This is a genomic window from Croceitalea vernalis (assembly GCF_031846405.1).
Lineage (GTDB): Bacteria > Bacteroidota > Bacteroidia > Flavobacteriales > Flavobacteriaceae > Croceitalea > Croceitalea vernalis.
The window spans coordinates 1-25,972 of sequence record NZ_JAVRHU010000001.1 but is presented as its reverse complement, the minus strand read 5'-3'; the positions used below and the strand labels follow the sequence as shown (position 1 = coordinate 25,972).

The window sequence follows — 25,972 nt, the reverse complement described above, 5'->3', positions numbered from 1 at the left end:
TGTTTAAGAAATTTCATCAATACAACATAACCCTTTACAAAAAATTAAACAAAATGAAAAAAATAGCCCTTCTTATGCTCTTAACAATATTGGTGTTTTTGTCTTGTAATGATGATAATGACAATGGCGAATTTGCTGATTATTTAGTGGCGAGACCTTTAGTTATGAGTCGGGTAGAATTTGCAAATAGTGTCGACATTGTAGCGCCATTACCTATCGATGAATCTGGTAAAATTTATGCTTATCAAGATTACATTTTCATTAATGATAAATATAAAGGTGTTCATGTTATTGATAATTCAAACCCGGATACACCTCAAAAAATTTCTTTCATCAAGATTGCTGGTAATGTTGATATTTCTATTAAAGATGATTTTTTATATGCTGATAGTTTAACAGATCTAGTGGTTCTTGATATATCAGATATGAATAATATTAGTATTGTGAATAGATTGGAAAACGTATTACGTGATAATGTGATTTTTCCATTTGAGGCTCAAATATTTGAATGGCAAGATATAGACTATGAAAATGAACTTATAGTTGGTTGGGAAACAGTTACAGAGCGACGGCGAATTGCAGATGTGGAACAACCCGAATTGTTTATTGATGAAGCAGTTACTGCAAATGACGCAGGCGGAGATACGGGTCAAGGTGGTTCTTTAGCACGATTTAAAATTGTAGATGATTATTTGTATGCAGTTGATAGTCATCAAATCAATGTTTTTGAAATTTCTGATTTAGAAAATCCTAAAGACTTAGAAGATGTTTTTGCAGGGTTTGATATCGAAACAATTTTCAACCGCGGTGAACATTTGTTTTTAGGTAGTATGAGAGGAATGTATATATATAATATCTCATCTCCAGCTACACCAACCTTTGTTTCTGAATTTCAGCATGGTACTGCTTGTGATCCTGTTGTTGTGGACGAAAATTACGCCTATGTAACTTTGCGTGGTGGTAATTTTTGTGGAGCTACGGAAAGTGGGCTTTACATTATTGATATCACAACCATAGAATCGCCAGAACTTCAAGTGATATATCCCATGGATGAACCATATGGTATAGGTGTAAAAGATGACAAGCTATTCGTTTGTGATGGGGCTTCAGGCCTAAAAGTTTATGACAAATCAGATATTCCTGATTTAGAGCAATTAAATCACTTTGAAGATATTATAACTTTTGATGTTATCCCATTAGAGAATCAGTTGCTAATGATTGGTGATGAAATTTTATATCAATATGAATATTTGAATGATGATATTCGATTGATAAGCTCTTTAAATCTGAATTAAATGATAAGGTATTTGATTTTTGTTGTATTACTTATTACGTTTTCATCTTGTAGTAATGATGATGAATCATCTCGAGATAGCTTGAACGAGCAATTGAACGAGATTTTGGCAATGGCAGAAAGTGTACCCTGTGAGGATAGTGCCGAATGGCGAATTGTAGGTTTAGGTGCTAAACCATGTGGCGGTCCTAGCAGTTTTATTGCCTATTCGGTAGCGATAAATACCGAAACATTTCTTGAACTAGTTGAACAATATAATTCGGATTCTAAAGCATTTAATGAGAGGGAGGGATTGATTTCTGATTGTGCCATTGTATTGCAGCCAAATGGCATAATATGTGAAAATGGCCGTGCAATTTTAGTGTATGAACCTTTTTAATTAAAAGTATAGCAGGTACTAAAAATTCTTTTAGTACCTACACCATAAATCTAATCTTGAGATATCATTTTAAGATTACTTTCAGATACTTGAGTGTTTATTTTTGAAATATAACTACTCATTAATTCCTTTAAAGCTTGTAGTTCAACTTCTAGTTCCTTTTTTACTTCAATAAAAAATGCCTTAGATTGGTCAGTAGGTGGATAGTCGCCGCGTTGTGAATCAGCCATTAAAAAAGCTAGTCTATTGTTAATCCTAATTCCATAGTTTAAAGGATCTTGTCTACTTTGGTTTTTGGTCATGTGAATGTTGTTTTCAATCACTTCTAGTTTAGTTGTGAATTCAGTAATCATATCCTCAAGTTCACTTTTACCTACTGATTTTGAACTAACATATTCCAAGTCTTTCTTTACTTTTCGAATATCGGTAATAGCTTGATTTGCCTTACTTACTTCATTTCGTACCGAAATAAGAAAATCAAATTGATTTTTAAAATCTACATCACTATTAGGAAGTCTAGGATCTTTAATTATAGTAAATTCTTCTTCTTGAGAATTACCATTATATGTAAGTCTCACCTTATAAGTTCCGGGTACGGCTTTTGGTCCTCTATTAGGTGATGAATATAAAACCATACCATCGAATGTTGTAAAACCTGGGTATCTCATATTCCAAACAAATCTATTTCCTCCAGTTTTTACATTTAATTTTTTTGGAGCGCTTGGGTCATTCTTGCTCTTTTTGGCATTAGTAGAAAAACTTTGAATTAGTTTTCCATCTGATTCTAATATATCTAATTGGATAATGTCACTGGCATTATGGTTAGCAACATAATAGTTGAAAATTGCTCCATTAGGATGATTAGTACCTTCTAATTTCATGTTGGCCCTTCCCCAACCAGATTGTTGCATACGGTAAGCATTGTCCGGTTTGTATAGGTGTGCATCTTTATTTTCTAAATCTGCCGATAACTGATGAAGTGGCGTCAAATCATCAATAATCCAAAAACTACGACCATGAGTAGCGGCAATTAAATCATTATCTCTAACTTCTAAATCTCTTATTGCAGTAATTGGTAGGTTTAACTGCAAAGATTGCCAGTTAGCGCCATCATCAAATGACATATACATTCCCCATTCAGTTCCTGCATATAAAAGACCTTCTCGAACTTTATCTGTTCTGATAACCCGAGTATAATGATTATTTTTTATGCCTTTAGTAATTAAAGTCCATGATTTACCATAGTCATTTGTTTTGTATAGATATGGAGTGTAGTCACCAAATTTATATGAAGTTGCGGCCACATAAGCAGTGCCCTTTTTGAAAGGACTAGGATCAATACTATTAATCATATTTAGTTTGGGTGACATGCCATTAGGTGGTGTAATGTTTTCCCAATTTGCACCATTGTCCCGACTAATTTGAATAAGACCATCATCGGTACCAATCCAAATAACACCCTCTTCTAGAGGTGATTCATTAATAACGAAAATGTTAGAATAGAATTCTGCTCCAGTATTATCTTGTGTAATCGGACCACCGGAAGATTCTATTGTTTCAGGAAGCCCACGTGTTAAATCAGGAGAAATAGTTTGCCAACTTTGCCCTTCGTTAGTTGTAACATGAAGGTAATTAGAACCAGCATAAAGTTTATTAGAATCATGGATGCTAAATTTAACTGGGAAATTCCAGTTAAAACGATACTTCATTACTTCCGCTCCGGAACCAGCAGGATTATCAGGCCAAACATTTACGGAACGTGTTTGATCGATTGAATGGTCAGTTCGCATCATGTAGCCTTTATAAGTTCCTCCGTAAACAATATTATTATCATTAGGATCTGGAGCTAGGTGAGCACTTTCACCTCCTGAAGTGGGTTCCCAATCACTTTCCGTAATTGAATTACCCGCAGTTCTATGATAAATTCTGACTGTACTATTATCTTGCTGTGCTCCATAAATACGATAGGGAAATTGATTGTCAGTAGCTACTCTATAAAACTGGGAAGTTGGTTGGTTATAATAGGTTGTCCAATTATTACCTCCATCATTTGAAACTTGTGCTCCACCGTCATCGGCAATTACCATTCTGTTATTGTTATTCGGGTCAATCCATAAATCATGGTGATCTCCATGGGGAGCATTTTTTAAAGTAAATGTTTTACCACCATCAGTTGATACTCCGTAACTAACATTCATTACATATACCTTATCAACATTTTGAGTGTCTGCAGTAATACGACTATAATACCAGGCTCTTTGACGTAATGCTCTGTTCTGATTGATTTTCGCCCAAGTTTTTCCACCGTCATCCGATCGGTAAACACCACCTTCATCAGCTTCTATAATAGTCCAAATTCTATTAGAATCTACTGGAGAAATGGCAATACCAACAATACCCCACGGTCCTTTAGGTAAACCCGGTAGTTTAGATATATCTGACCAAGAATTTCCACCATCTGTACTTTTAAAGAGTTTACTGTCTGGACCACCGCTATCCATTCGATAACCATTTCTTTTCATTTGCCAGGTTGCAGCGTAAATTACTCTTGGGTTATTTGGATCTAAAATTAAATCTCCGGCTCCAGCCTTTTCACTCACATATAATATTTTCTCCCAACTAGCTCCTCCGTCAGAAGAACGGTAAACTCCCCTTGTTTCATTAGGCTTCCATAGGTTACCAATTGCGGCAACATATACTAAATCTGGGTTTTTTGGGTGTATTCTAATTCTGGAAATATGTTCAGATCCTTTTAAACCGATAAAATCCCAAGTTTTACCTGCGTCTAAACTCTTCCAAATACCGTTACCTGAAGAAACATTTCCACGCAATGTTTGTTCACCTTCACCAACATAAATCACGTTGGGGTCTGATTCTGATACAGCAACTGCTCCAATAGAACCTCCAAAATAGCCATCTGAAATACACTCCCAAGTGCTGCCTGCATCTGTTGTTTGCCAAACGCCACCGCCAGCCGTACCCATGTAATAGAGGTTTGGGTTATGAGATACCCCAGCTACGGTGCCAGCGCGACCACCACGAAAAGGACCTATAGAACGCCATTCCATTCCATTATAAAGGGACTCACTAATTGATACCTCAGTGACTTTTTTGTTCTTGCGTTGTGCTAGACTTGATTCAAAAGGAAAAAGAAATAATAAAAAAAGAGGAATTAGATAGTAAGTTCTCATCAGTATTTATTTTGGTTGGATTTTTAAAAAGCTATGAGTGCACTCAAAAGCTAGTCTTAAAAGTAATTAAAAAAGTAATGTAAAAGCTAATGCAATGTTCATGTGTTGTGGTTACTATGTACTTGAATTATTTTGGTAATTAGCTCTACTATGTTTTACGGATTTGAAGAAAATCAAAAAATTCATATACTTTTGTTTTCGCAAAACCTATTGAATGCCAAAGAATTTAGTAATTGTAGAGTCCCCAGCCAAAGCAAAAACCATCGAACGTTTTCTTGGAAAAGATTTTCAAGTAGAATCTAGTTTTGGACATATCGCTGATCTTCCATCAAAAGAATTAGGCGTTGATGTCGATAATAATTTTCAACCAAAATATATAGTCGATAAAGAGAAGAAAGCTTTAGTAACCAAGCTTAAAGGTTTGGCTAAAAAAGCAGAAATGATATGGCTGGCAAGTGATGAAGATAGAGAGGGAGAAGCTATTTCTTGGCATTTAGCCGAAGAACTAGGTTTAGAAAAAAGCAAGACCAAAAGAATCGTTTTTAACTCTATTACAAAGTCAGCAATTCAACGTGCCATTGAAAATCCAAGAGAAATTAATTATAACTTGGTTAATGCTCAGCAAGCGCGTAGGGTTCTAGATAGGTTAGTTGGTTATCAACTTTCACCAGTGCTTTGGAAAAAAATAAAACCAGGTCTGTCGGCAGGTCGTGTACAATCAGTCGCTGTTCGTTTAATTGTTGAAAGAGCCCGTGAAATTGAAGCTTTTACTCCTGAGGCATCTTATCGCATAAAAGCTGAGTTTAAAACTGAAAAAGGAAAAGTTTTTGAAGCAAAATTGTCAAAAACCTTTGCTTCAAAAACAGATGCTGAATCGTTTTTAAAAAATAATATTGGTGCAGATTTCTCCGTAGCTAAGTTGGATAAAAAACCGGCAAAAAAATCACCTGCTGCACCATTTACAACATCAACATTACAGCAAGAAGCATCACGCAAACTATATTTCTCTGTTGGTCGTACAATGCAAGTTGCCCAAAGACTATATGAAGCCGGTTTAATTACATACATGAGAACCGATAGTGTTAACCTTTCAAAAGAAGCATTGACAGCGGCAAAAGATGCTATTGTTGATAGTTTTGGCGAAAAATATAGTACTGTTAGAAGTTACACTGGGAAGTCTAAAGGAGCTCAAGAAGCGCATGAGGCAATTCGTCCGACCGATATGAAATTACAATCACCTTCATTAGAACGTGATCAGCAAAAGTTATATGAGCTAATTTGGAAAAGAACTCTAGCTTCTCAAATGAGTGACGCTCAGTTAGAAAGAACTAATGTTCGAATAAAAGCTAGTGCTCATAATGATGAGTTTACTGCTAATGGTGAAGTTATTAAGTTTGATGGTTTTTTAAAGGTGTATTTAGAAAGTACTGATGAAGAAGATACAAATGAAGAACAGGACGGTATGCTGCCTGCAATGATTGTCGGAGAAAATTTAATTAATAAATATATCTCGGCAACTGAGCGTTTTACAAGACCACCCTATCGTTACACAGAAGCATCTTTAGTTAAAAAACTAGAAGAGCTTGGTATTGGAAGACCTTCTACATACGCACCAACCATTTCAACTATTTTAAATAGAGGATATGTTGAAAAAGGAACTATTGAAGGGACTGAAAGAAAATATGCCCAATTAATTTTAGAAGCAGGAGTAGTAAAAGAAAAAGGGCTTACGGAAACTGTTGGTTCAGATAAAGGTAAAATGGTACCTACTGATATAGGCATGATTGTGAACGACTTTTTGGTAAGTCATTTTACAAATATTCTAGATTATAATTTCACTGCGAAGGTTGAAGAAGACTTTGATGAAATTGCTGCCGGTGAAGAAGATTGGCAAAAAGTAATGCAATCTTTTTATAAAGATTTTCATCCGACAGTACTAGATGTAGAAGAGAATGCCGATAGAGCAAGTGGAGAACGTATTTTAGGCGAGGATCCTAAAACTGGTAAACCAGTATTGGTCCGTTTAGGAAGGTTTGGACCAATGGCACAAATTGGCAGTGCAGAAGATGAAGAAAAACGATTTGCAAGTTTATTACCTGATCAATCAATAACCACTATTACTTTTGAAGAGGCGATGACCCTTTTTGAATTGCCGCGTAAACTTGGTGTTTATGAAGGTGAAGAAGTAGAAGCCAGCGTGGGTCGCTTCGGACCATACGTGAAGTTTGGTAAAAAGTTTATTTCTCTTGATAAAGGTGAGAGTGCTTTTGAAGTTGATATGGATAGGGCAATTGAGTTAATTATTGCAAAGCAAAAAGCTGATGCACCAATTGCTCATTATGAAGATAAAGAGGTGACTAAAGGTGTTGGTCGTTTTGGTCCTTTCATCAAATGGAATAGCATGTTTATCAATGTGAACAAGAAATACGACTTTGATAATTTAACTAAAGATGATATTGTTGAACTCATTGAGGTTAAAAAGCAAAAAGAGATTGATAAACTTATTCAAGAATGGCCTGATGAAGGTATTCGAATTGAAAAAGCTAGATGGGGAAGACACAACATTATAAAAGGAAAAGTAAAAGTAGAACTGTCTAAAGATATAGATGCTACAAAAGTTTCTTTAGAAGACGCTCAGGCACTAATAGAAAAGAAGTCACCGAAAAAGAAAACAAAAGCTAAGGCTAAAGCAAAAAAATAATTTAACGACACCCCCAAAGATTTTAGAATGGCATTTGATTTTTTGGTTCCTGTTAGTGATAAAGTACTTGCATTTTCTGAATTTTTACCACCGCAATCGCTAGGCAAAAACATCTTCAAACATACCGAGAAAAAAGGTTTACCTGTTTTTGCTAATGCAACAGTTGCAATTTTTGGGGTTTTAGAATCTAGAAATGCTTTTGAAAAAAAACCAGAGGAATTAGATACGAGTGGTGTTCGTATTCAGTTGTACCGTTTAATGATGGGGAACTGGAATTCTAATATTATTGATATTGGTGATGTAGAACCTGGCGATAAAGTTGAAGACACCTATTTTGTAGTCAAAGAAATTGTAGCTGGATTATTAGAAGAAAAAATTATACCTATAGTAATAGGCGCGACACAAGACATTACTTTTCCCACATATAGAGCATTTGACAAAATCAAAGACATGATTAATATGGTGTCTATTGATAGCCGTTTTGATTTTGGCGAAGACGATGAATTAATTTCTTCTCATTCTTATATGAGCAGAATAATAACTGACAAGCCAAATAACTTGCACAATTTTTCAAACATTGGATACCAAAGTTATTTCAATGCCCAAGAAGAAATAGATTTAATGGATCGGTTGTTATTTGATGCTTATCGCTTAGGAGAGATTGTATCTGATATTTCATTAGCTGAACCTATTTTGCGCAATGCTCATTTAGTTAGTCTTGATATGAGAGCAATACGCGCAAGTGAAATGGGAGCTTCAGGTAATTTTTCACCCAACGGTTTTGGTGGGCGCGAAATATGTGCCATCTCTAGATATGCGGGTATGAGTGATAAAGTAACAGTATTTGGTATCTACGAAATTGAAAATACTTCTTTATCTCATCAACTTACAGCACAAATTATTTGGTACTTCATTGAGGGAATTAGTTTTAGAATTACCGAAGTGCCAACTTCCAACGACGAAGACTTTACTAGATTTACAGTACCAACAGACTCTGAAGAGCTTATCTTCTTTAAAAGCCACATTACAGAACGTTGGTGGGTAGAAGTCCCTTCCATTTTACCCGAGCATACTAAAACAAATTCGATTGCGTTATTACCATGCACTCAACAGGATTATTTAGATGCATGTAATCAGAATATTCCTGAAAGGTGGTTAAAGGCCTACAAGAAGGGCTTAAACTAAACAGAAATTTTTTGATCTATAAATTGTAATACGTACAATAAATTATTCAAAACCCTGTTTTATGAGTAATGAAATTGTGTTTTACATTTTGTAATCTTAAATCGAAAATTTAACCTAAAGTATGAGAAAGCTATTGTTATCATCTATAGCGCTTGTTTTTTTACTCACAAGTTGTGGTTCTAAATCCAAATCCAAAGGGGAGTTGGTTGGCGTACAAGGAAAGAAATGGTACCCTGAAAAACCATATGGAATGGAATTAATACCCAGAGGTTCATTCATCATGGGTAAAGCTGAGGAAGATCAAGCACAAGTGTTGAATGCTCCAACCAGAACGGTTACGGTGCGTTCTTTTTACATGGACGATACTGAAATCACTAATAGTGAGTATCGCCAATTTGTAGAATGGGTAAAAGACTCCGTAGTTAGAACCCAATTGGCAATTTTGTCAGATCAGCTAGGAATGACTCCTGAAGATGAAGGTATTGGTGAATATGCATTTAAAGATGCAGATACTACCAAACTTACCGAATATGATAAATACATGTTAGATAACTATTCTGGATTAGGTGAAACTGGTTATGAAGGCCGTGCACTTAATAGGGATGTTGATTTAGTATGGGATGTTGAGGATTATCCAGATGAATTCTACACTGAAATCATGGTGGATTCTATTTACTTGCCAGATGAAGAAACATATAATGGTCAAAGAACTGTTGATGTTAAAAAATTGAAATACAAGTATAATTGGATGGATATTGAAGCTGCAGCACGAGCAAAATCGGGTAGTAGAAAAGATTTCATTCGTACTGAAGAATTTGAAATATACCCTGATACCACGGTTTGGATTCGTGATTTTGAATATTCTTATAACGAACCAATGCATAATGATTACTTCTGGCACGATGCTTACAGTGAATACCCAGTTGTTGGTATTAGCTGGCAACAAGCCAAAGCGTTTTGTCATTGGAGAACTAAGTTTAAAAATGATGATCAGAAAGAGCGTGGTAAGCAGTTTGTAAATCAGTTTAGATTACCTACTGAAGCAGAGTGGGAATATGCCGCACGTGGTGGTATTGAAGGTGGAACTTACCCTTGGGGAGGTCCATATGTAATTAGTGATACGGGTTGCTTTATGGCAAACTTTAAACCACAAAGAGGCGATTATGCTGCGGATCAGGCATTATATACTGTTGAAGCTAAGTCTTATGAGCCAAATGAGTACAACTTATACAATATGGCTGGTAATGTTTCAGAGTGGACAAACTCTAGTTACGACCCAGGAGCATATGAGTATGTATCAACTATGAACCCAAATGCTGGTTCAGGACAGAACAAAAGAAAAGTAATTCGAGGTGGGTCTTGGAAAGACGTTGCTTATTTCTTGCAAGTAAGTACTCGTGATTATGAATACCAAGATTCAGCAAGAAGCTATATCGGTTTTAGAACCGTTCAAGATTATATGGGTGAAGAAGATTCAACCCAATAGAGAAAAAGAATAGAATTGTAAATACTTAGTATTGAAAACGTTATTTAAACCTTGTAACCAAATTCTTATTATTATATAACTTAATTAAAATTAAAATTATGGCACAGTCAAAATCAACAAAAAAATTAATGAATATGACCTACGGACTAGGTGCGTCCGTTGTAATTATTGGAGCTTTATTTAAAATCCTTCACTGGGAAGTGGATTTAGGATTTATGACAATCGGTGGTTCACTTTTATTAGCCGTCGGACTTTTAACAGAAGCATTAATATTTGCTATTAGTGCATTTGAACCAGTAGATGACGAATATGATTGGTCATTGGTATACCCAGAATTGGCTAATGGTCAAGCGAGTGGAGGTAAAAATGACGTTCAACAAGCTCAAGAAGCTGAAGGTGTTTTAGGTAGAAAATTAGATGAGATGCTTAAAGAAGCTAACATTGATACTGAATTATTCAATAGTTTAGGTGATAGTATCAGAAGTTTTGAAGGAGCTGCTAAAAATATTTCTCCTACTACTGATGCAATTCAGCACACTCAAAAGTACTCTGAAGAGTTATCACATGCCGCAGCTCAAATGGAGTCTTTAAATAGTCTTTATAAAGTACAATTAGATAGCGCAAGCAGACAAGCTTCTATCAACGAAGAAGTTGTTCAAAATGCTGGTGCATTAAAAGAGCAAATGGAGTCTTTGGCAACTAACCTTTCATCATTAAATGGTGTTTACGGTGGTATGTTGTCAGCTATGAGTAAAAACTAATTAGACCCCCAAATCAAATATTAATTAAAACTAATTAGAAAACCATGGCAGGAGGAAAACAAACACCACGTCAAAAGATGATCAACCTTATGTATTTGATCTTCATTGCGATGTTGGCCTTAAATATGAGTAAGGAAGTATTAGCTGCATTCGGATTAATGAATGAAAAGCTTCAGACTTCAAACGAAAAAATGACCGCTAGTAACGAGGGCTTCTTTGAAGGCTTGGCTACAAAAGCTTCTGAAAACTCAGAAGAATATGGTGCACTTTACAAGAATGCACAAGAGGTCAATAAACTTTCTACTGAATACTATGCGTATTTAGAAGAATTGAAAACTGAAATGACTGCAGATTTAGAAGATCCTAAAGATTATGTAGTTATGGATAAGTCAGATTTCTTAGACGGTAAATTCTTTCAAGGTGATATTTTAACTGAAGAAGGACAAAAATTCTTAGACTTCATTAATAATTATCGTGAAGGTGTTGTAAACGCTTTACCTAAAGATAAGTTTAAAGGAATTAAGGATGCTGTTCAAAGTAGATTCGCTACTAGTGATGAGAAGAACGACGGTAAAGTTGAAAAAAGAGATGGTTCAAGACAAGATTGGATGAACTATCACTTCGAAGGCTTTCCAATGGTAGCTTCTTTAACCAAGTTGACACAGTTACAAGCTGATATTAAAACTACGGAGCAAGAAGTGCTTAAGAGTTTATTAGAAGGTAACTTAACAGAAGCAGTTTCATTGAAAAACTTTACAACTTCCTTAGAGGCATCTAAATCTGCCTTTTATAGTGGAGATAAATATGACGGTAAAATTATTGTTAGCAAAACCGATAAATCTTCTACACCTGTTAAAGCTGATATCACATTAGATGGTAGAAAACTTACAGAAGGTAGAGACTATAAGTTGGAAGCTGGTGGTGTTAAGATGTTAATTGGTGCTGGTTCTGCTGGTGACCATGAAATAGCTGGAACATTGACTTTCATGCAAGACGGTAAAGAAGTACCAGTTGAGGTTAAGAATTCTTTTGCAACAATCAACAAGCCAAATGCTGCTGTAATTGCTGCTGATAAGATGAACGTAGTATACCGTGGTGTAGCAAATCCAATGACAATTTCTATTCCTGGTATTCCTGATAACAAGGTTACTGCTTCTGCTCCTGGTCTTAGATCAATAAAAGGTAGTAGATATGTAATGAACCCTGGTAAAGGTAGAGAGGTAACTATTAGTGCATCAGGTGTTTTACCTGACGGACAAAGAATTAGTACTCCTGCTACTTTCCGCATTAAAGATATTCCAAGACCATCTGGTGCCGTTCGTGGTGAACCAGGTAGTATTAAAATGCCAAGAAGAAACCTAGAGGTTGCTACTGTTAGTGCAATGTTGGAAGATTTTGATTTTGAGTTGAATATCGGCGTAAGCGGTTTCAAATTCAAAGTACCTGGTCAGCCTTCAGTTGTTGTAAAAGGCAACAAGTTGAACGGAGCTGCTAAATCTGCTTTGAAAAGAGCAAGAAGAGGTGATGCTGTTCAGATTTTTGATATTCAAGCTTACATTTCAAATAACAAGAGCTACAAGTTAAAGAAAGTATCTCCTGTAGTTGTTGAGCTTACAAACTAATAAAGTATAGTTAATTATGAATTGGAAAAATGTTTTGGTAATTGTTGCGGTAGGTTTTTTACCTATATCGATGATGGCACAAGCAAATATTTTAAATGCTAAAAAGCCAGAGGAGATTGGAATAAAAACTGAAGAGCAGGTAGCTCAAGATAACGATGCTCCTTTAGCATACGGTTATGTTGACGATAGAGATATTCTCTGGTCTAAAACAGTATGGGAAACCATTGACTTGGATGAGCGTGTCAACTTCCCGTTGTATTACCCAACTGATACTATAGGTATCGGGGCGGACAGAAGGTCTTTATATCATGTTTTGATGAAAAACATCAAAGAAGGAAAACTGACTGACGTGTACACGGACTCTTATTTCACTGAAAAGAGAAAGTTTGGAGATTTGACTGCAACGCTACAAAAAGTAGATACTACTGATTTAGGATACGAGCAATATAACGCTGGTGAAGAAATCTCTGAAGAGTTTATCAATAAGAGAGATCTTGATGCAGCTGATATTGAAGAGTATCGTATAAAAGGTATCTGGTTTTTTGACAAACGTCAAGGTGAGCTTAAATACAGATTGTTAGGTATTGCTCCCGTTGCACCAGATGTTAACTTTATAGACGACGAATCTGTTGATCCAAATGCCAATAAAGTAGAACTGTTTTGGGTATGGTACCCAAGTGCCAGACAAATACTACATGAGGCAAAGGTTTTTAATAACCGAAACTCTGCGCAACCAATAACATATGATATGTTGTTGAATGCAAGAAGGTTTAACGGAGTTATCTACAAAGAAGATAACGTTCATGGTGACCGTAAAATTGATGATTACATTTTTGATAATGCCTTATTCCAATTACTTGAAGCAAATAGAATTAAAGAAACTATTCGTGATAGGGAGCAAGACATGTGGGCTTATTAAGCCAAATTAAATTAGAATTTCCAATTCATTATAGAATAACGCCTCAGCAAAAGCTGAGGCGTTTTTTTGTTCCTTTAAATAAGGTTCTCTTTTTCAGAAGAATTAAACAATAGTTATTTTTGTTACATGCTAGATTACTTGGTAGTAGGTTTAGGTCTTGCCGGAATATCTTTTTGTGAACAGTTAGAAAAACATGGGAAATCGTTTCAAGTAATAAATGATAATTCACAACGGGCTTCCATTGTTGCTGGAGGATTATATAATCCAGTTATTTTAAAAAGGTTTACAATGGCATGGAATGCCCGTTCACAAATGGATTTAGCCATACCTTTTTATCAAGAATTAGAAAAAAAATTACAGACCCAATTAGATTATAAACTCCCAGTTTTAAGACGTTTTGCATCCATTGAAGAACAAAATCTTTGGTTTGAAGCTACAGATAAACCTGATTTAGATTATTTTTTAAATACAAAAATTAAAGAAAATCAAAACCCTCATATCGAGGCTTCGTTGGGCTATGGAGAAGTGCAGTATACTGGTAGAGTAGATACTAAAGTACTTATAAAGAAATACCAAGAATATTTATTAGATAAAAGTTCTTTACTGAACGAGTCAATTGATTATGCTCATTTAGAACTAAAAGACGAATGTATCAACTATAAAGATATTCAAGCCAAAAAGATTGTGTTTGCTGAAGGTTATGGCTTAAAGCAAAATCCTTACTTCTCATACCTTCCTCTAAACGGAACAAAAGGAGAATTATTAACAATAAAAGCACCAGAACTTAAAGAAGAAGCTGTAATAAAGTCTTCAGTTTTCATAATTCCTTTAGGAGAAGATTTATATCGAGTAGGTTCAACTTATAAATGGAAAGATAAAACCAACGTACCTACCGACGCTGCAAAGAATGAATTACTTGATAAGTTAAATACATTTTTAAAATGTGACTATGAGATAGTTTCTCATGTTGCCGGTGTTAGACCTACTGTTGCAGATAGAAGACCTCTGATAGGCGAACATCCTAAATACAAAAGTTTATACCTTTTAAATGGTTTTGGTTCTAGAGGTGTTCTTATTGCGCCTAGTGCATCCCAAAATTTATACGCTTACATTGAAAATGACGAAGAACTAGATGCTGAGATGAATATTTCAAGATTCACTAAAAAATATTATACCCCTTGATTTTTGAGTTTAGGGTCATATTTCATAAAAATATTAATCCAAATATTTCGTGAAAGTCTAATGATTACAGGCATGAATAAAATCATTGTCATTACAATGGCGATAAAGGTATTAACCAAGGTGGTTCCTATAAGTAAGAATGAGATAACAAAAGCAGCTACGGCGAATGCAATTCCGACCCCATAACTAACATACATTGACCCATAAAAGAACGAAGGTTCTATTTTATATTTAGTGCCACATTTTGAGCAACGCTCATGCATTTGAAACAACTGTGATAAATGATACGGATTTTTACTTTTATACATACTCTCGTTTTGACACTTAGGACAAGTTCCTGTTAAAATACTGTAGAGTTTGCTTCCTTTTTTTAACATTTGCAGCGGTTTTAAACAAAATTACGAATTCACCTTATTTTAATCTGTAACATTCATCACAAAGCATGTTGAACATTCATAATCTTTCGGTCGCCTTTGGAGGAGAATATCTATTTGAAGAGATTGCCTTTCGTTTAAATTCAGGAGACCGTGTTGGTTTAATTGGAAAAAATGGAGCTGGAAAATCTACCTTACTTAAATTGTTAAGTAAAGAGATGGAAGCTGATTCAGGTACAATTGCATCAGATAAAGAAGTAAAGATTGGATTTTTAAAACAAGATATTGACTTTGAACAGGGCAGAACGGTGCTTGATGAAGCCTATCAAGCTTTTGAAGAAATAAAAGAACTTGAGGCAAAACTTGAGCACATTAATACCCAACTGGCTGAACGTACTGACTATGAAAGTGAAAGTTACAATCAATTAATGATTGATTTGAATGACGTATCCCAACATTATGAAATTTTAGGAGGATATAATTACCAGGGTGATACGGAAAAAGTACTTCAGGGTTTAGGTTTTAAAAGGGATGATTTTACTAAAGTCACTGAAACCTTTTCAGGTGGATGGCGTATGCGTATTGAACTTGCTAAACTTTTACTTCAAAACAATGATGTTTTACTTTTAGATGAGCCTACCAATCATTTAGATATTGAATCAATTATTTGGTTGGAACAATTTTTAAGGAACTACTCGGGCGCCGTCGTGATTGTTTCTCACGATAAAATGTTTCTAGATAATGTAACAAATCGTACGATTGAAATATCATTGGGGAGAATCTATGATTATAATAAACCTTATTCTAAATATTTAGTTCAAAGAGCTGAAATCAAAGAACAACAACTTAATGCTCTAAAAAACCAGGAAAAGCAAATTCAACAAACTGAAAAGCTGATTGAAAAGTTTAGAGCAAAGGCCTCAAAAGCTTCAATGGCTCAGTCTTTAATTAAAAAATTAGATAAAATAGATAGAATTGAAGTAGATGAAGATGACAATAGTGTAATGAAATTGCGCTTTCCTATCTCTATTACTCCGGGTAAGGTAGTTTCTGAAGTTATCAATTTATCCAAACATTATGGGGAAAAGGAAGTTCTAAATAATATCAACCTTTTAGTCGAACGTGGAAGTAAAACCGCATTTGTTGGTCAAAATGGACAAGGCAAAACTACGTTGGCGAAAATCATGGTAGGCGAACTTGATTATGGTGGGCATTTAAAAATAGGACATAATGTTGAGATTGGTTATTTTGCTCAGAATCAAGCCGAGTATTTAGATGGTAATAAAACCGTACTAGATACTATGATTGATGCTGCAAATGAAAAGAATAGAAGTAAAGTAAGGGATATATTAGGATCCTTTTTATTTAGAGGTGATGAGGCTGAAAAATACGTGAAAGTATTGTCGGGTGGTGAACGAAATCGTTTGGCATTAGCAAAAATGCTTTTACAACCATTGAACGTTTTAATAATGGATGAGCCAACAAATCATTTGGACATAAAATCAAAAAACGTTTTAAAACAAGCACTACAGAATTTCGGAGGGACTTTAATCTTAGTTTCACATGATCGTGATTTTCTTCAAGGCTTAACAGACAAGGTTTATGAGTTTAAAGATGGAAATATAAAAGAGTATTTGGGTGATATCGATTATTACTTGGAACAACGAAATGCAGAAAATTTCAGAAAGATTGAATTAAAGGAGAAGGTTAAAAACGAGTCCAAAAGCGGAAAGCCACAAAATGACTATGAGCTTCAAAAGCGTAAAAAGGCTTTACAGAATAAGTTGAGTAACGTTGAAAAAAAGATAACGACTCTTGAAAAAGAAATCGCAGAATTTGATCATAAACTACTAATGGACTATGAGAATACGGTTTCAGATTCCAGTTTCTTTGATAAATACCATGGAGCTAAGAGACAATTAGAAGAACTGATGGAGAAATGGGAAGTTGTTTCTAACGAAATAGAAGCCGCCTAAATCATTAAAAAGTAAGAATAAACCTACTAAACCACAGGTTTTTTCATTTTCACAACAAATTTATTGAATTACACCGAAAATAATTGGCTTACTCGTAGTCTTCTTGTTAATTTGTAGGTAAATTCTTATAAATCTAGTTTTTGTATGAAATCAATCTTCACATTACTATTTTCAATTTTAGTGCTTTTTACTGCTAAAGCTGAAGACTCTGAGACTATTTTATCTCAAGAGAAGAAAGCCTTGATTGACTTATTTGAGAGTACTAATGGTGTAAATTGGAGCAATACATGGGATTTTACCTCTCCAATAGAACAGTGGAATGGTGTCGAAGTGGTTGATAAACATGTAGTTAGTATTAACCTATTTAATAATAATTTGAATGGAACAATACCAGAGAGTATTGGTGATTTAAAATATTTAACTCATTTGAATTTAGCTTTCAATAGCATCACCGGTGTTCTTCCAAAAGACATAGTAGAACTTAAGAATCTTAAAGTTTTAAAACTGGAAATGAATCGGATTAAAGGAGCAATTCCATCAGGTATTGGTAGTTTAAATGACTTGGAAGAGTTATCACTGTTTAATAATTTTTTATCAGGTCCTATACCAGAGGGTTTAGGTAATATAAAAGGATTAAAAATATTGAACTTATCAAGTAATAATCTCAAAGGAACAATACCTATATCAATTGGTAATCTTAGTAAATTAGAAATCTTAGGTTTATTTGAAAATTCACTTGAAGGAGCTATTCCTCAAGAAATGGGTAAGCTTACAAAATTAAAAGAACTTGTTTTAGCTAATAATCAACTCGGTGGTGATATACCAACTGAATTTGGGCAATTGGCTAGTCTCAAAATATTACAGATTCAAAATAATAGATTCAAATCTTTTAAAGGGCTTCAAAGTATTGACACCAGACAGTTTTTGGTTTTTGATACTGATGATAAATCATTACAGCCTTATAAAGAATTTGATTTAGAACGTGTTCGCACTCGTATGGCGGACACTAAATTTGAAGATGATGACAATAATGAGTAGTTAGTTATACTTTAGTTTGTTTGGTTCGGGGACGCAGAGGTGTGTCCCCTTTTTTTGTTTTAAACTTTGCTAAAAGTGTTTAAACATTTATGAAATATTTAACCAATAACTCTAGTAGTTGGCGATAGTTTTGCAAAAACTAATCAACTTTATTGATGCGAAAAATTATTCTTTCAATCCTATTAGGATTGGCAATTATAGCTGGCTCTATTTATGGATCTAAACTAATTGCTGATAGTAAGGTCAATCGCCGACCAGTTCCAAAAAAAGTAATAAAAACGGTTTTCATTGACACGGTTCAAAATGGCGCGGTAGCTATAAAAGTTCCGGCAAATGGAACTCTAATGGCTAAAGAACGTGTAGAAATATATGCTGAAGTTCAAGGCGTTTTAAAAAAAGGAAGACAGCTCTTTAAAACAGGTCAACAGTATCGTGCAGGCCAAGCTTTAGTTAGAATTGATGCCTCAGAATATTATGCTAGTGTTCAATCGGCAAAAAGTAATTTGTATAATTTAGTTACTTCGATAATGCCAGATTTGCAATTGGATTATCCAGAAGATTTCTCAAAATGGCAAGACTACGTAATCAATTTTGACTTAGAAAAGACTACTCCTAAATTACCTGAAATAGAATCTGAAAAAGAAAAGTATTTTATAACTGGACGAGGAATTTTCAGTAGTTATTACAATGTAAAAAATTTAGAACAAAGACTTTCTAAATATATTATTTCAGCGCCATTTAGTGGTGTGTTAACAGAGGCCCTTGTGACAGAAGGTACTTTGGTTAGAACAGGTCAAAAATTGGGTGAATTTATAAAGGTCGGCACCTATGAATTAGAGGTTGCTATTAGTAAGTCTTATGCAGATTTTTTAAAATTAGGAGAAGAGGTTTCATTATCTAATCTTGAAAAAACAAGAACATACACGGGCCGTGTTTCACGAATCAATGGAAGAGTAGATCAAGCAACGCAAACAATAACTGCTTTCATAGAAGTTAAAGGTGAGGACTTAAAAGAAGGTCAATATTTAGAAGCTAATCTAAATGCAAAGAATGAGAATGATGCTATCGAAGTAGATAGGGCCTTGCTTACTGATAATAATCAAATTTTTGTGCTTCGAGATTCCATTTTAGATGTCATTAATGTTTCACCAGTTTATTTTTCAGATAAAACAGTGGTTTTGAAAGATGTCCCTGAAGGAGAATTAATTGTTTCAAAACCAGTTGCTGGAGCTTATGCAGGTATGTTAGTTAAGGTGTATGGTGTTAATACTTCTGATAAAACCAAAAAATGAGAAAGGTAATAGAGTATTTTATCAAGTATCACGTTGCGGTTAATGTGATAATTCTCGCATTTTTAGTCTTTGGTGTTGTTGGTGCCTATACATTAAAATCTTCGTTTTTTCCTTTAACAGAATCTAAGAATGTTCTAATAACAATAACCTATCCTGGTGCTTCTCCTCAAGAAATCGAAGAAGGTATTGTATTGAAAATTGAGGACAATCTTAAAGGACTTCAAGGGGTAGACAGGGTAACATCAACTTCCAGAGAAAATTCGGGTTCTATCAATGTTGAAATTGAAAAAGGTCAAGACATTGATTTCATGCTCTTAGAAGTTAAAAATGCCGTAGATAGGGTGCCTACTTTTCCAACAGGAATGGAGCCTCTGGTAGTTTCAAAATTAGACGCGGTTCGCCAAACAATTAGTTTTGGTGTAAGTGGAGAAAATATTTCTTTAGCTACTTTAAAACAAATCGGCAGACAAGTCGAAAATGATTTAAGGGCAATTGATGGAATTTCTCAAATAAGTATTTCTGGATATCCAGAAGAAGAAATTGAAATTGCAGTTAATGAAAACAGCTTACTTGCTTACAATATTTCTTTTACCGAGGTTTCGCAAGCTGTTGCCAATGCTAATATTCTCGTAACTGGAGGTAATATTAAAACCAACACAGAAGAATATTTAATTCGAGCTAACAACAGGTCTTATTACGGTAATGAGCTTTCAAATATAATTGTGCGAAGTGATGCATCTGGCAGAACAGTTCGTTTAAAAGATGTTGCTACGATAAGAGATCGTTTTAGCGAAACACCGAATGCAACATATTTTAATGGAGATTTAGCTGTAAATGTTACTATAACAAGCACTAATACCGAAGATTTAATAGGTTCTGCAGAAAAAGTAAAAGAGTATATAGAAGACTTTAATCAAAAGTATAACAATGTTCGCCTAAGTGTTGTGAGCGATTTGTCAATTACACTCACTCAAAGAACTGCTTTGTTGACGGAGAATGCTATCATGGGAATGATTTTAGTGCTACTTTTCCTGTCTTTATTTTTGAACACAAGGTTGGCTTTTTGGGTTGCTTTTGGTTTACCTATAGCATTTTTAGGAATGTTTGTGTTTGCTCCTTTTTTTAATGTCACTATTAATGTTTTATCCCTTTTTGGGATGATTATTGTGATTGGTATTTTAGTAGATGACGGTATTGTAATTGCCGAGAATATTTATCAGCATTATGAAAAAGGTAAAAGCCCAATTCAAGCAGCTGTAGATGGCACAATGGAAGTGATTCCGCCAATAGTATCTGCAATTATTACTACAATTTTGGCCTTTTCAATTTTCTTGTTTTTAGATGGTAGAATTGGAGATTTCTTCGGAGAGGTTTCCGTCATAGTGATTTTAACACTTGTTGTTTCTTTAGTTGAAGCACTTATCATACTACCTGCTCACTTGGCCCATTCAAAAGCGTTACAAAAACAGAATGATAAACCAAAAAAAGGAATTGGAAAATTGTTTTCTAAATTACGGGTTATCAATCAATCGGGTGATCAAGCCATGGCTTGGATGCGTGATAAATTATACAGTCCAATGCTCGATTTCGCATTGAAATATAAGCTATTGACTTTTGCTTTGTTTGTAATGGCATTGTTTTTAACCTTTGGCTCAGTTGGCGGTGGTATTATAAGAACAGCTTTTTTTCCAAGAATCGCAAGTGATCGTATTGCTGTTGAGCTTTTAATGCCTAATGGTACTAATGAAAATGTTACAGATTCTATAATTAGTATGATTGAGGAAAAGGCTATCATAGTTAATGAAGAACTAACCGATAAATATTTGAAAGGAGCCGATAAGATGCTCTTTGAAAATATGATTAAAAATTTAGGTCCAGGTTCATCATCTGCTTCATTAATCATTAATTTATTACCAGGTGAAGAAAGACCTGATGCTGTTCGTTCAGATTTGGTTACCAATCGTTTGAGAGAACTAGTTGGCCCGATTATAGGGGTAGAAAGTTTAATTTATGGCTCAGGTGGTAATTTTGGCGGAGATCCGGTTTCTGTTTCACTATTAGGTAATAATATTCAAGAATTGAAAGCTGCTAAAACAGAATTAAAAGCGGCTATGGTGAGTAATGATTTGTTAAAGGATGTGGCTGATAATGACCCCGCAGGTATAAAAGAAATACAATTAGAACTAAAAGAAAACGCCTATTTATTAGGCTTAGATTTACGTACCATTATGAACCAAGTAAGAGCTGGTTTTTTTGGAACGCAAGCGCAACGTTTTCAACGTGGTCAAGATGAAATTAGAGTTTGGGTTCGCTATGATCGTGAAAATAGGTCTTCTATTACAGATTTAGATGAAATGCGAATAGCAACACCTAACGGAGCGAGAGTGCCCTTAAAAGAGATTGCGGATTATAGTATCTCACGAGGAGATGTAGCAATTAATCATTTAGAAGGGCAACGTGAGATAAGAATAACTTCGGATTTAAAGGATGCTGAGACCACTAGTGCTCCAGATATTTTAACTTGGATAAAAGAAGAGGTTATGCCTGATATTCAATCAAGATATCCTTCAGTTACTGCATCTTATGAAGGTCAAAATAGAGAGCGTAATAAATTAATGGATTCTTTGAATTTTGTCGGGTTGGCGGTGTTCTTCTTGATTTATGTTACGATCGCTTTCACTTTTAGAAGTTTCAGTCAACCAATGCTATTACTTCTATTGGTACCGTTTAGTTTAACTGCGGTAGCATGGGGACATTGGATTCATAATTTTCCAATTAATATACTTTCAATGCTTGGAATTATTGCATTAATAGGAATAATGGTAAATGATGGATTGGTGCTTATCGGAAAATTTAATGGAAACCTACGTGAAGGAATGAAATTTGACGAAGCTCTTTATCAAGCAGGGCGTTCTAGATTTCGTGCAATTTTCTTAACAAGTATAACTACCATTGCAGGGCTAGCACCACTATTACTTGAAAAAAGTCGGCAAGCTCAGTTTCTAAAACCTATGGCTATTTCTATTGCTTATGGTATCGGTTTTGCAACTATTCTGACTTTAATAATGCTTCCTATATTTCTTTCTTTTAGTAATAATGTTAAGGTTGGAGTTAAATGGCTAGGTACCGGTAACAAAATTACTAAGGAAGAAGTTGAAAGAGCTATAAAAGAACAAGCTGATGAAGCTCACATGTCTACTAGTGATAGTCAAGTAACAAAGGATTTGAGTGCCTCAAGAAATAATAATTCAACAGAACTAGAAGAAATTTTATAATGCAAATAAAAACCTTCTCACTAATAGCAGCTCTATTTACATTAACCTATACGCTTGTAGCGCAAACCCCTTTATTAACAAAAGAACAAGCGGTTCAGTTAGCTTTAAATAACAATTTTGGAGTTATAATTGCTAATAATAATGTAAAAATCGCAGAGAATAATAGTAATATTTTAAACTCAGGATTTTTACCAGCTTTATCCGCCACAGCAGGCGCAAATTATGGTCGTGATGATAGTACAATTGAATTTCCTGGTCAGTTATTAGAAGACGGAACACCTAGACCCGATGTGGAAATTGAAAAGGCGGAAAATCAGCGTTATAATGGTGGATTGAATTTAAATTATACACTTTTTGATGGCTTGGGTAGATGGTATAACTACAAACGATTAAACGAAGAGTATAACTTATCTGAACTTCAGGCTCGCGAAACCATTGAAAATACAATGCTACAATTATTTACGGTATATTTTGAAATGGCAAGACTTTCAGAGAATGTTTCTGTACTTAGTCAAACGTTTAAAAATACGAAAAACAGGCTTCGCAGGGCGGAATATAGTTTTGATTATGGTCAAACGAATAAATTAGATGTTCTAAATGCACAAGTTGATTTGGTAAATGATAGTATTAATTTAATGAATGAAAGGCAGACCTTAAAAAATACCCGGCGTGATTTGAATTTACTAATCAATAGAGATTTAACCGAAAATTTTACGGTAGATACCACTATCACTTTTATCAATGAATTAAAATTGCAAGAATATTTACTAGAGGCTGAGAGTAATAATATTAGACTTTTACAAGCTGAGAAAAATATGATAATAAATGATTATACTTTGAAAGCAAGTAAATCAGTCTTTTTACCTACCATTGGATTGACAGGTTCTTACGGATGGAATTTAAATCAAAGTGCCGCTTCTGCATTCTTTCCAGGTACAAATAACTCGACTCTTTCACTTGGAGTTGGTGCAAATCTTACTTGGAATTTATTTGATGGGGGAAGTGGAATTACTCAAGTAAAAAACGCAAAGATTTTACTAGATACCCAAGATACTTTGCAAGAGCAGATAGAACAAGAGGTCAAACGAGATATTGCCAACGCTAAAGGTGATTTCGAAAATCGTTTAGAGATATTTCATTTACAGGAACAGAATGTGAATACAGCCACAAATAACTATAACCGTTCAAACGAACAATATAAGTTAGGACAGATAACTTCCGTTGAACTTAGACAAGCCCAATTAAATTTGCTCAACGCAAATACTAGTAAAAATTTAGCAAAGTATAATGCTAAGCTAGCCGAGTTACAACTTCTGCAATTAGCAGGTCAGCTTTTAAATACCAAATTGTAAAGAATGTTTGAACATTTTTTTCAATGCCCTTATTGCTGGGAAGAAATATCAATGTTACTTGATAGTTCCATTTCAAATCAGACTTATGTGGAGGATTGCGAAGTATGTTGCAATCCTATAGAAGTAAACCCTCGATTTATAGAAAATCAATTAGAGAGTTTTGAAGCTGTAGATATTGAACAATGAGTAATCCGCAATATTTTAGTTGAATCAAGCTTTTTTAAGCTTTTAGAAATAAAAGTATATCAATAGTTTCTTGCAATAAAAAAGCCCCGCCAATAATTGACAGGGCTTCTGAATTATATACTTGTAATCAACTTTCTATTTAATGATTACTTGTTTGCTATCTGACCAATCCTTGCCATCTACCCTAAGGATATATGTTCCACTTGAAAGATATTCTAATGGATATTCAACAACATCACTTCCTTTAGTAATATCGTAAGTCCTAACCGGATTTACCATTCTACCATTTTTGTCAAATAAAGAAATTCCAATATTTTCTTTATTAGCAGGAAGCATCGCACTTAGATTAACACTATTAAGATCAGAGTTAGTATTAATTCTACCATTCTCGGTATTAATAACAATTGTCAAAGTACTACCTGAAGTTGCAGGAACAGGGAAAATTGATGCAATAGGATTGATTGGAGCAAAATCTGATGGTCTAGTTCCATCTTCAAGACACTCATCACCTAGAGTTAATTCAAACTCCATTATACCTGCACAGCCATCAGGGCCAGAATAAGTAATGGTATAGATACCAAAATCTTCTTCATCAAGACCTAACACTTCAAATCTATAACTACTTTGAGATGAATCTGAGTATGTAGTTATATCACCAGTTGGTGTTGTATATGTAAACGTGTAGCCTACAAAATCCTCACCATTGTAAGTAGAAGAGTTACCAAAGTTACTTGGGTCTTTTGCAGCCCATAGCAAGAAACTATCACCTATACAAGCAGTATCACTATTTTGTTCAATCCAAGTATTTGCAGGATATTTTGGTAAAATTTTGTTACCAATAGTTATTCTACAACTTGGGTTAACAATACCAGCATCTCTAGTTGTATCATCCATGTCACCAATTTCAAAACAGTCAGTAACACCTCCAGAATTAGCATCAGAGTCAAGTGCATCGTCACCAACATTAGCACCGGTAAACTCATAGTCTTTAGGTATATCACTAAAGGTTAAGTAGTACGGTCCACTATTAGGACAAACTTCAAAAGAATAATACCCAGGTTCTCCAGTAATTGGATTGTTTGTAGTGACTATGCTGTCAATAAACATACCATTAGTATTTCCTTGATCGGAACAAGAATAAAGCATAACTGTTATACCATTTACTCCAGTATCCATTTCATCTTGCATACCATTAAAATTGGCATCTTCAAATACATAATCACCGACAGTAACTTTTTCATCTACAAATACTTCTACTGTGTCTTCTGCTGCACATCCTTCTTCAGATGTAGCCGTAACAGTATAGGTGGTATCAATAGATGGAGATACAATTATAGAAGGTCCAGTGTCACCAGTAGACCATTCAAATGTTCCATCTCCGCTAGCCGTCAACATGATTTCGTCACCTATACAAATTGTAACGTCATCACCTGCGCTAACCATAGTTGCGTCAAATTCATTTACAATAAGAGTGATTAGGTAAGTACAACCGTTATCATCAGTTTGAGGGAACTCATAAGATCCAGCATTGTACTCATTACCTTCATAGGTAAATACTTCACCTTCACAAACGGTTTCTTCTATAGTCTCATCCGGAGTAACAGGATACTCATTGATGGTCAAAGTAGCCGTATAAGGGCAACCATTGTCATCAGTAAGATCTAACACTACAGGGCTATCAGCAGCAGTATAGGTTTCATTATTGAAATCCCAAGTGTACTCAGCACCTTCACAAACTGTAGTTTCAGTAACTACATCC

At 34.7% G+C, this 25,972-nt stretch carries 18 protein-coding genes; 15 read left to right on the top strand and 3 right to left on the bottom strand.

All coding sequences use genetic code 11. The annotated features are described in order from the left end of the window. Positions 1-53 precede the first annotated feature (53 nt). Positions 54-1,295: an LVIVD repeat-containing protein gene (locus tag RM520_RS00090; protein WP_311386552.1), complete on the top strand. Its 1,242-nt coding sequence runs from the start codon at positions 54-56 to the stop codon at positions 1,293-1,295. Then, positions 1,296-1,673 (top strand): hypothetical protein, encoded by a 378-nt coding sequence (locus tag RM520_RS00085; protein WP_311386551.1) that lies wholly within the window; start codon positions 1,296-1,298, stop codon positions 1,671-1,673. It begins immediately after the preceding gene. A gap of 50 nt (positions 1,674-1,723) precedes the next feature. Here the strand turns inward: RM520_RS00085 and RM520_RS00080 are convergent, their stop codons facing one another. Further along, positions 1,724-4,864: a WD40/YVTN/BNR-like repeat-containing protein gene (locus tag RM520_RS00080; RefSeq protein WP_311386550.1), complete on the bottom strand. Its 3,141-nt coding sequence runs from the start codon at positions 4,862-4,864 to the stop codon at positions 1,724-1,726. Between the two features lie 214 nt (positions 4,865-5,078). Here RM520_RS00080 and topA point away from each other — a divergent pair, with 214 nt between their 5' ends. From topA to RM520_RS00045, 7 genes are all read left to right on the top strand, one after another. Then, a complete protein-coding gene (topA, locus tag RM520_RS00075) occupies positions 5,079-7,565 on the top strand; it encodes a type I DNA topoisomerase (RefSeq protein WP_311386549.1) in 2,487 nt (828 codons plus the stop codon). Positions 7,566-7,592: 27 nt separating this feature from the next. Continuing rightward, a complete protein-coding gene (locus RM520_RS00070) occupies positions 7,593-8,750 on the top strand; it encodes a formimidoylglutamase (RefSeq protein ID WP_311386548.1) in 1,158 nt (385 codons plus the stop codon). Between the two features lie 121 nt (positions 8,751-8,871). After that, entirely contained in the window at positions 8,872-10,236 is a 1,365-nt protein-coding gene (gene porK / locus RM520_RS00065; protein ID WP_311383655.1) for a T9SS ring complex lipoprotein PorK/GldK, read from the top strand. Between the two features lie 98 nt (positions 10,237-10,334). Continuing rightward, a complete protein-coding gene (gene porL / locus RM520_RS00060; RefSeq protein ID WP_311383654.1) occupies positions 10,335-10,997 on the top strand; it encodes a type IX secretion system motor protein PorL/GldL in 663 nt (220 codons plus the stop codon). Between the two features lie 44 nt (positions 10,998-11,041). Continuing rightward, entirely contained in the window at positions 11,042-12,619 is a 1,578-nt protein-coding gene (gene porM, locus RM520_RS00055; protein WP_311386547.1) for a type IX secretion system motor protein PorM/GldM, read from the top strand. Positions 12,620-12,635: 16 nt separating this feature from the next. Then, positions 12,636-13,538 (top strand): type IX secretion system ring subunit PorN/GldN, encoded by a 903-nt coding sequence (gene porN, locus RM520_RS00050; protein ID WP_311383652.1) that lies wholly within the window; start codon positions 12,636-12,638, stop codon positions 13,536-13,538. 126 nt (positions 13,539-13,664) lie between these two features. After that, positions 13,665-14,720 (top strand): NAD(P)/FAD-dependent oxidoreductase, encoded by a 1,056-nt coding sequence (locus tag RM520_RS00045; RefSeq protein WP_311386546.1) that lies wholly within the window; start codon positions 13,665-13,667, stop codon positions 14,718-14,720. Here the strand turns inward: RM520_RS00045 and RM520_RS00040 are convergent. After that, positions 14,708-15,097 (bottom strand): DUF983 domain-containing protein, encoded by a 390-nt coding sequence (locus tag RM520_RS00040; protein WP_311386545.1) that lies wholly within the window; start codon positions 15,095-15,097, stop codon positions 14,708-14,710. The genes RM520_RS00045 and RM520_RS00040 overlap by 13 nt on opposite strands. Before the next feature lie 65 nt (positions 15,098-15,162). Between RM520_RS00040 and RM520_RS00035 the strand changes: the two genes are divergently transcribed. From RM520_RS00035 to RM520_RS00010, 6 genes are all read left to right on the top strand, one after another. Beyond that, complete coding sequence (locus RM520_RS00035; RefSeq protein ID WP_311386544.1) at positions 15,163-17,070, top strand: ABC-F family ATP-binding cassette domain-containing protein; 1,908 nt, start codon at positions 15,163-15,165, stop codon at positions 17,068-17,070. A 144-nt stretch (positions 17,071-17,214) separates the two neighbouring features. Further along, complete coding sequence (locus RM520_RS00030) at positions 17,215-18,108, top strand: leucine-rich repeat domain-containing protein (protein ID WP_311386543.1); 894 nt, start codon at positions 17,215-17,217, stop codon at positions 18,106-18,108. Between the two features lie 155 nt (positions 18,109-18,263). Beyond that, a complete protein-coding gene (locus tag RM520_RS00025) occupies positions 18,264-19,400 on the top strand; it encodes an efflux RND transporter periplasmic adaptor subunit (protein WP_311386542.1) in 1,137 nt (378 codons plus the stop codon). Further along, entirely contained in the window at positions 19,397-22,675 is a 3,279-nt protein-coding gene (locus RM520_RS00020; protein WP_311386541.1) for an efflux RND transporter permease subunit, read from the top strand. The genes RM520_RS00025 and RM520_RS00020 overlap by 4 nt, the downstream gene beginning before the upstream one ends. Further along, positions 22,675-24,027 (top strand): TolC family protein, encoded by a 1,353-nt coding sequence (locus RM520_RS00015; RefSeq protein WP_311386540.1) that lies wholly within the window; start codon positions 22,675-22,677, stop codon positions 24,025-24,027. Before RM520_RS00020 ends, RM520_RS00015 begins: the two co-directional genes overlap by 1 nt. Before the next feature lie 3 nt (positions 24,028-24,030). Next, positions 24,031-24,213, top strand: a complete 183-nt coding sequence (locus tag RM520_RS00010; protein ID WP_311386539.1) for a CPXCG motif-containing cysteine-rich protein — start codon at positions 24,031-24,033, stop codon at positions 24,211-24,213. Between the two features lie 135 nt (positions 24,214-24,348). Here RM520_RS00010 and RM520_RS00005 read toward each other — a convergent pair. Then, positions 24,349-25,972, bottom strand: a 1,624-nt coding sequence (locus RM520_RS00005; RefSeq protein WP_311386538.1) for an SdrD B-like domain-containing protein, incomplete at its 5' end; no start/stop codon positions are given.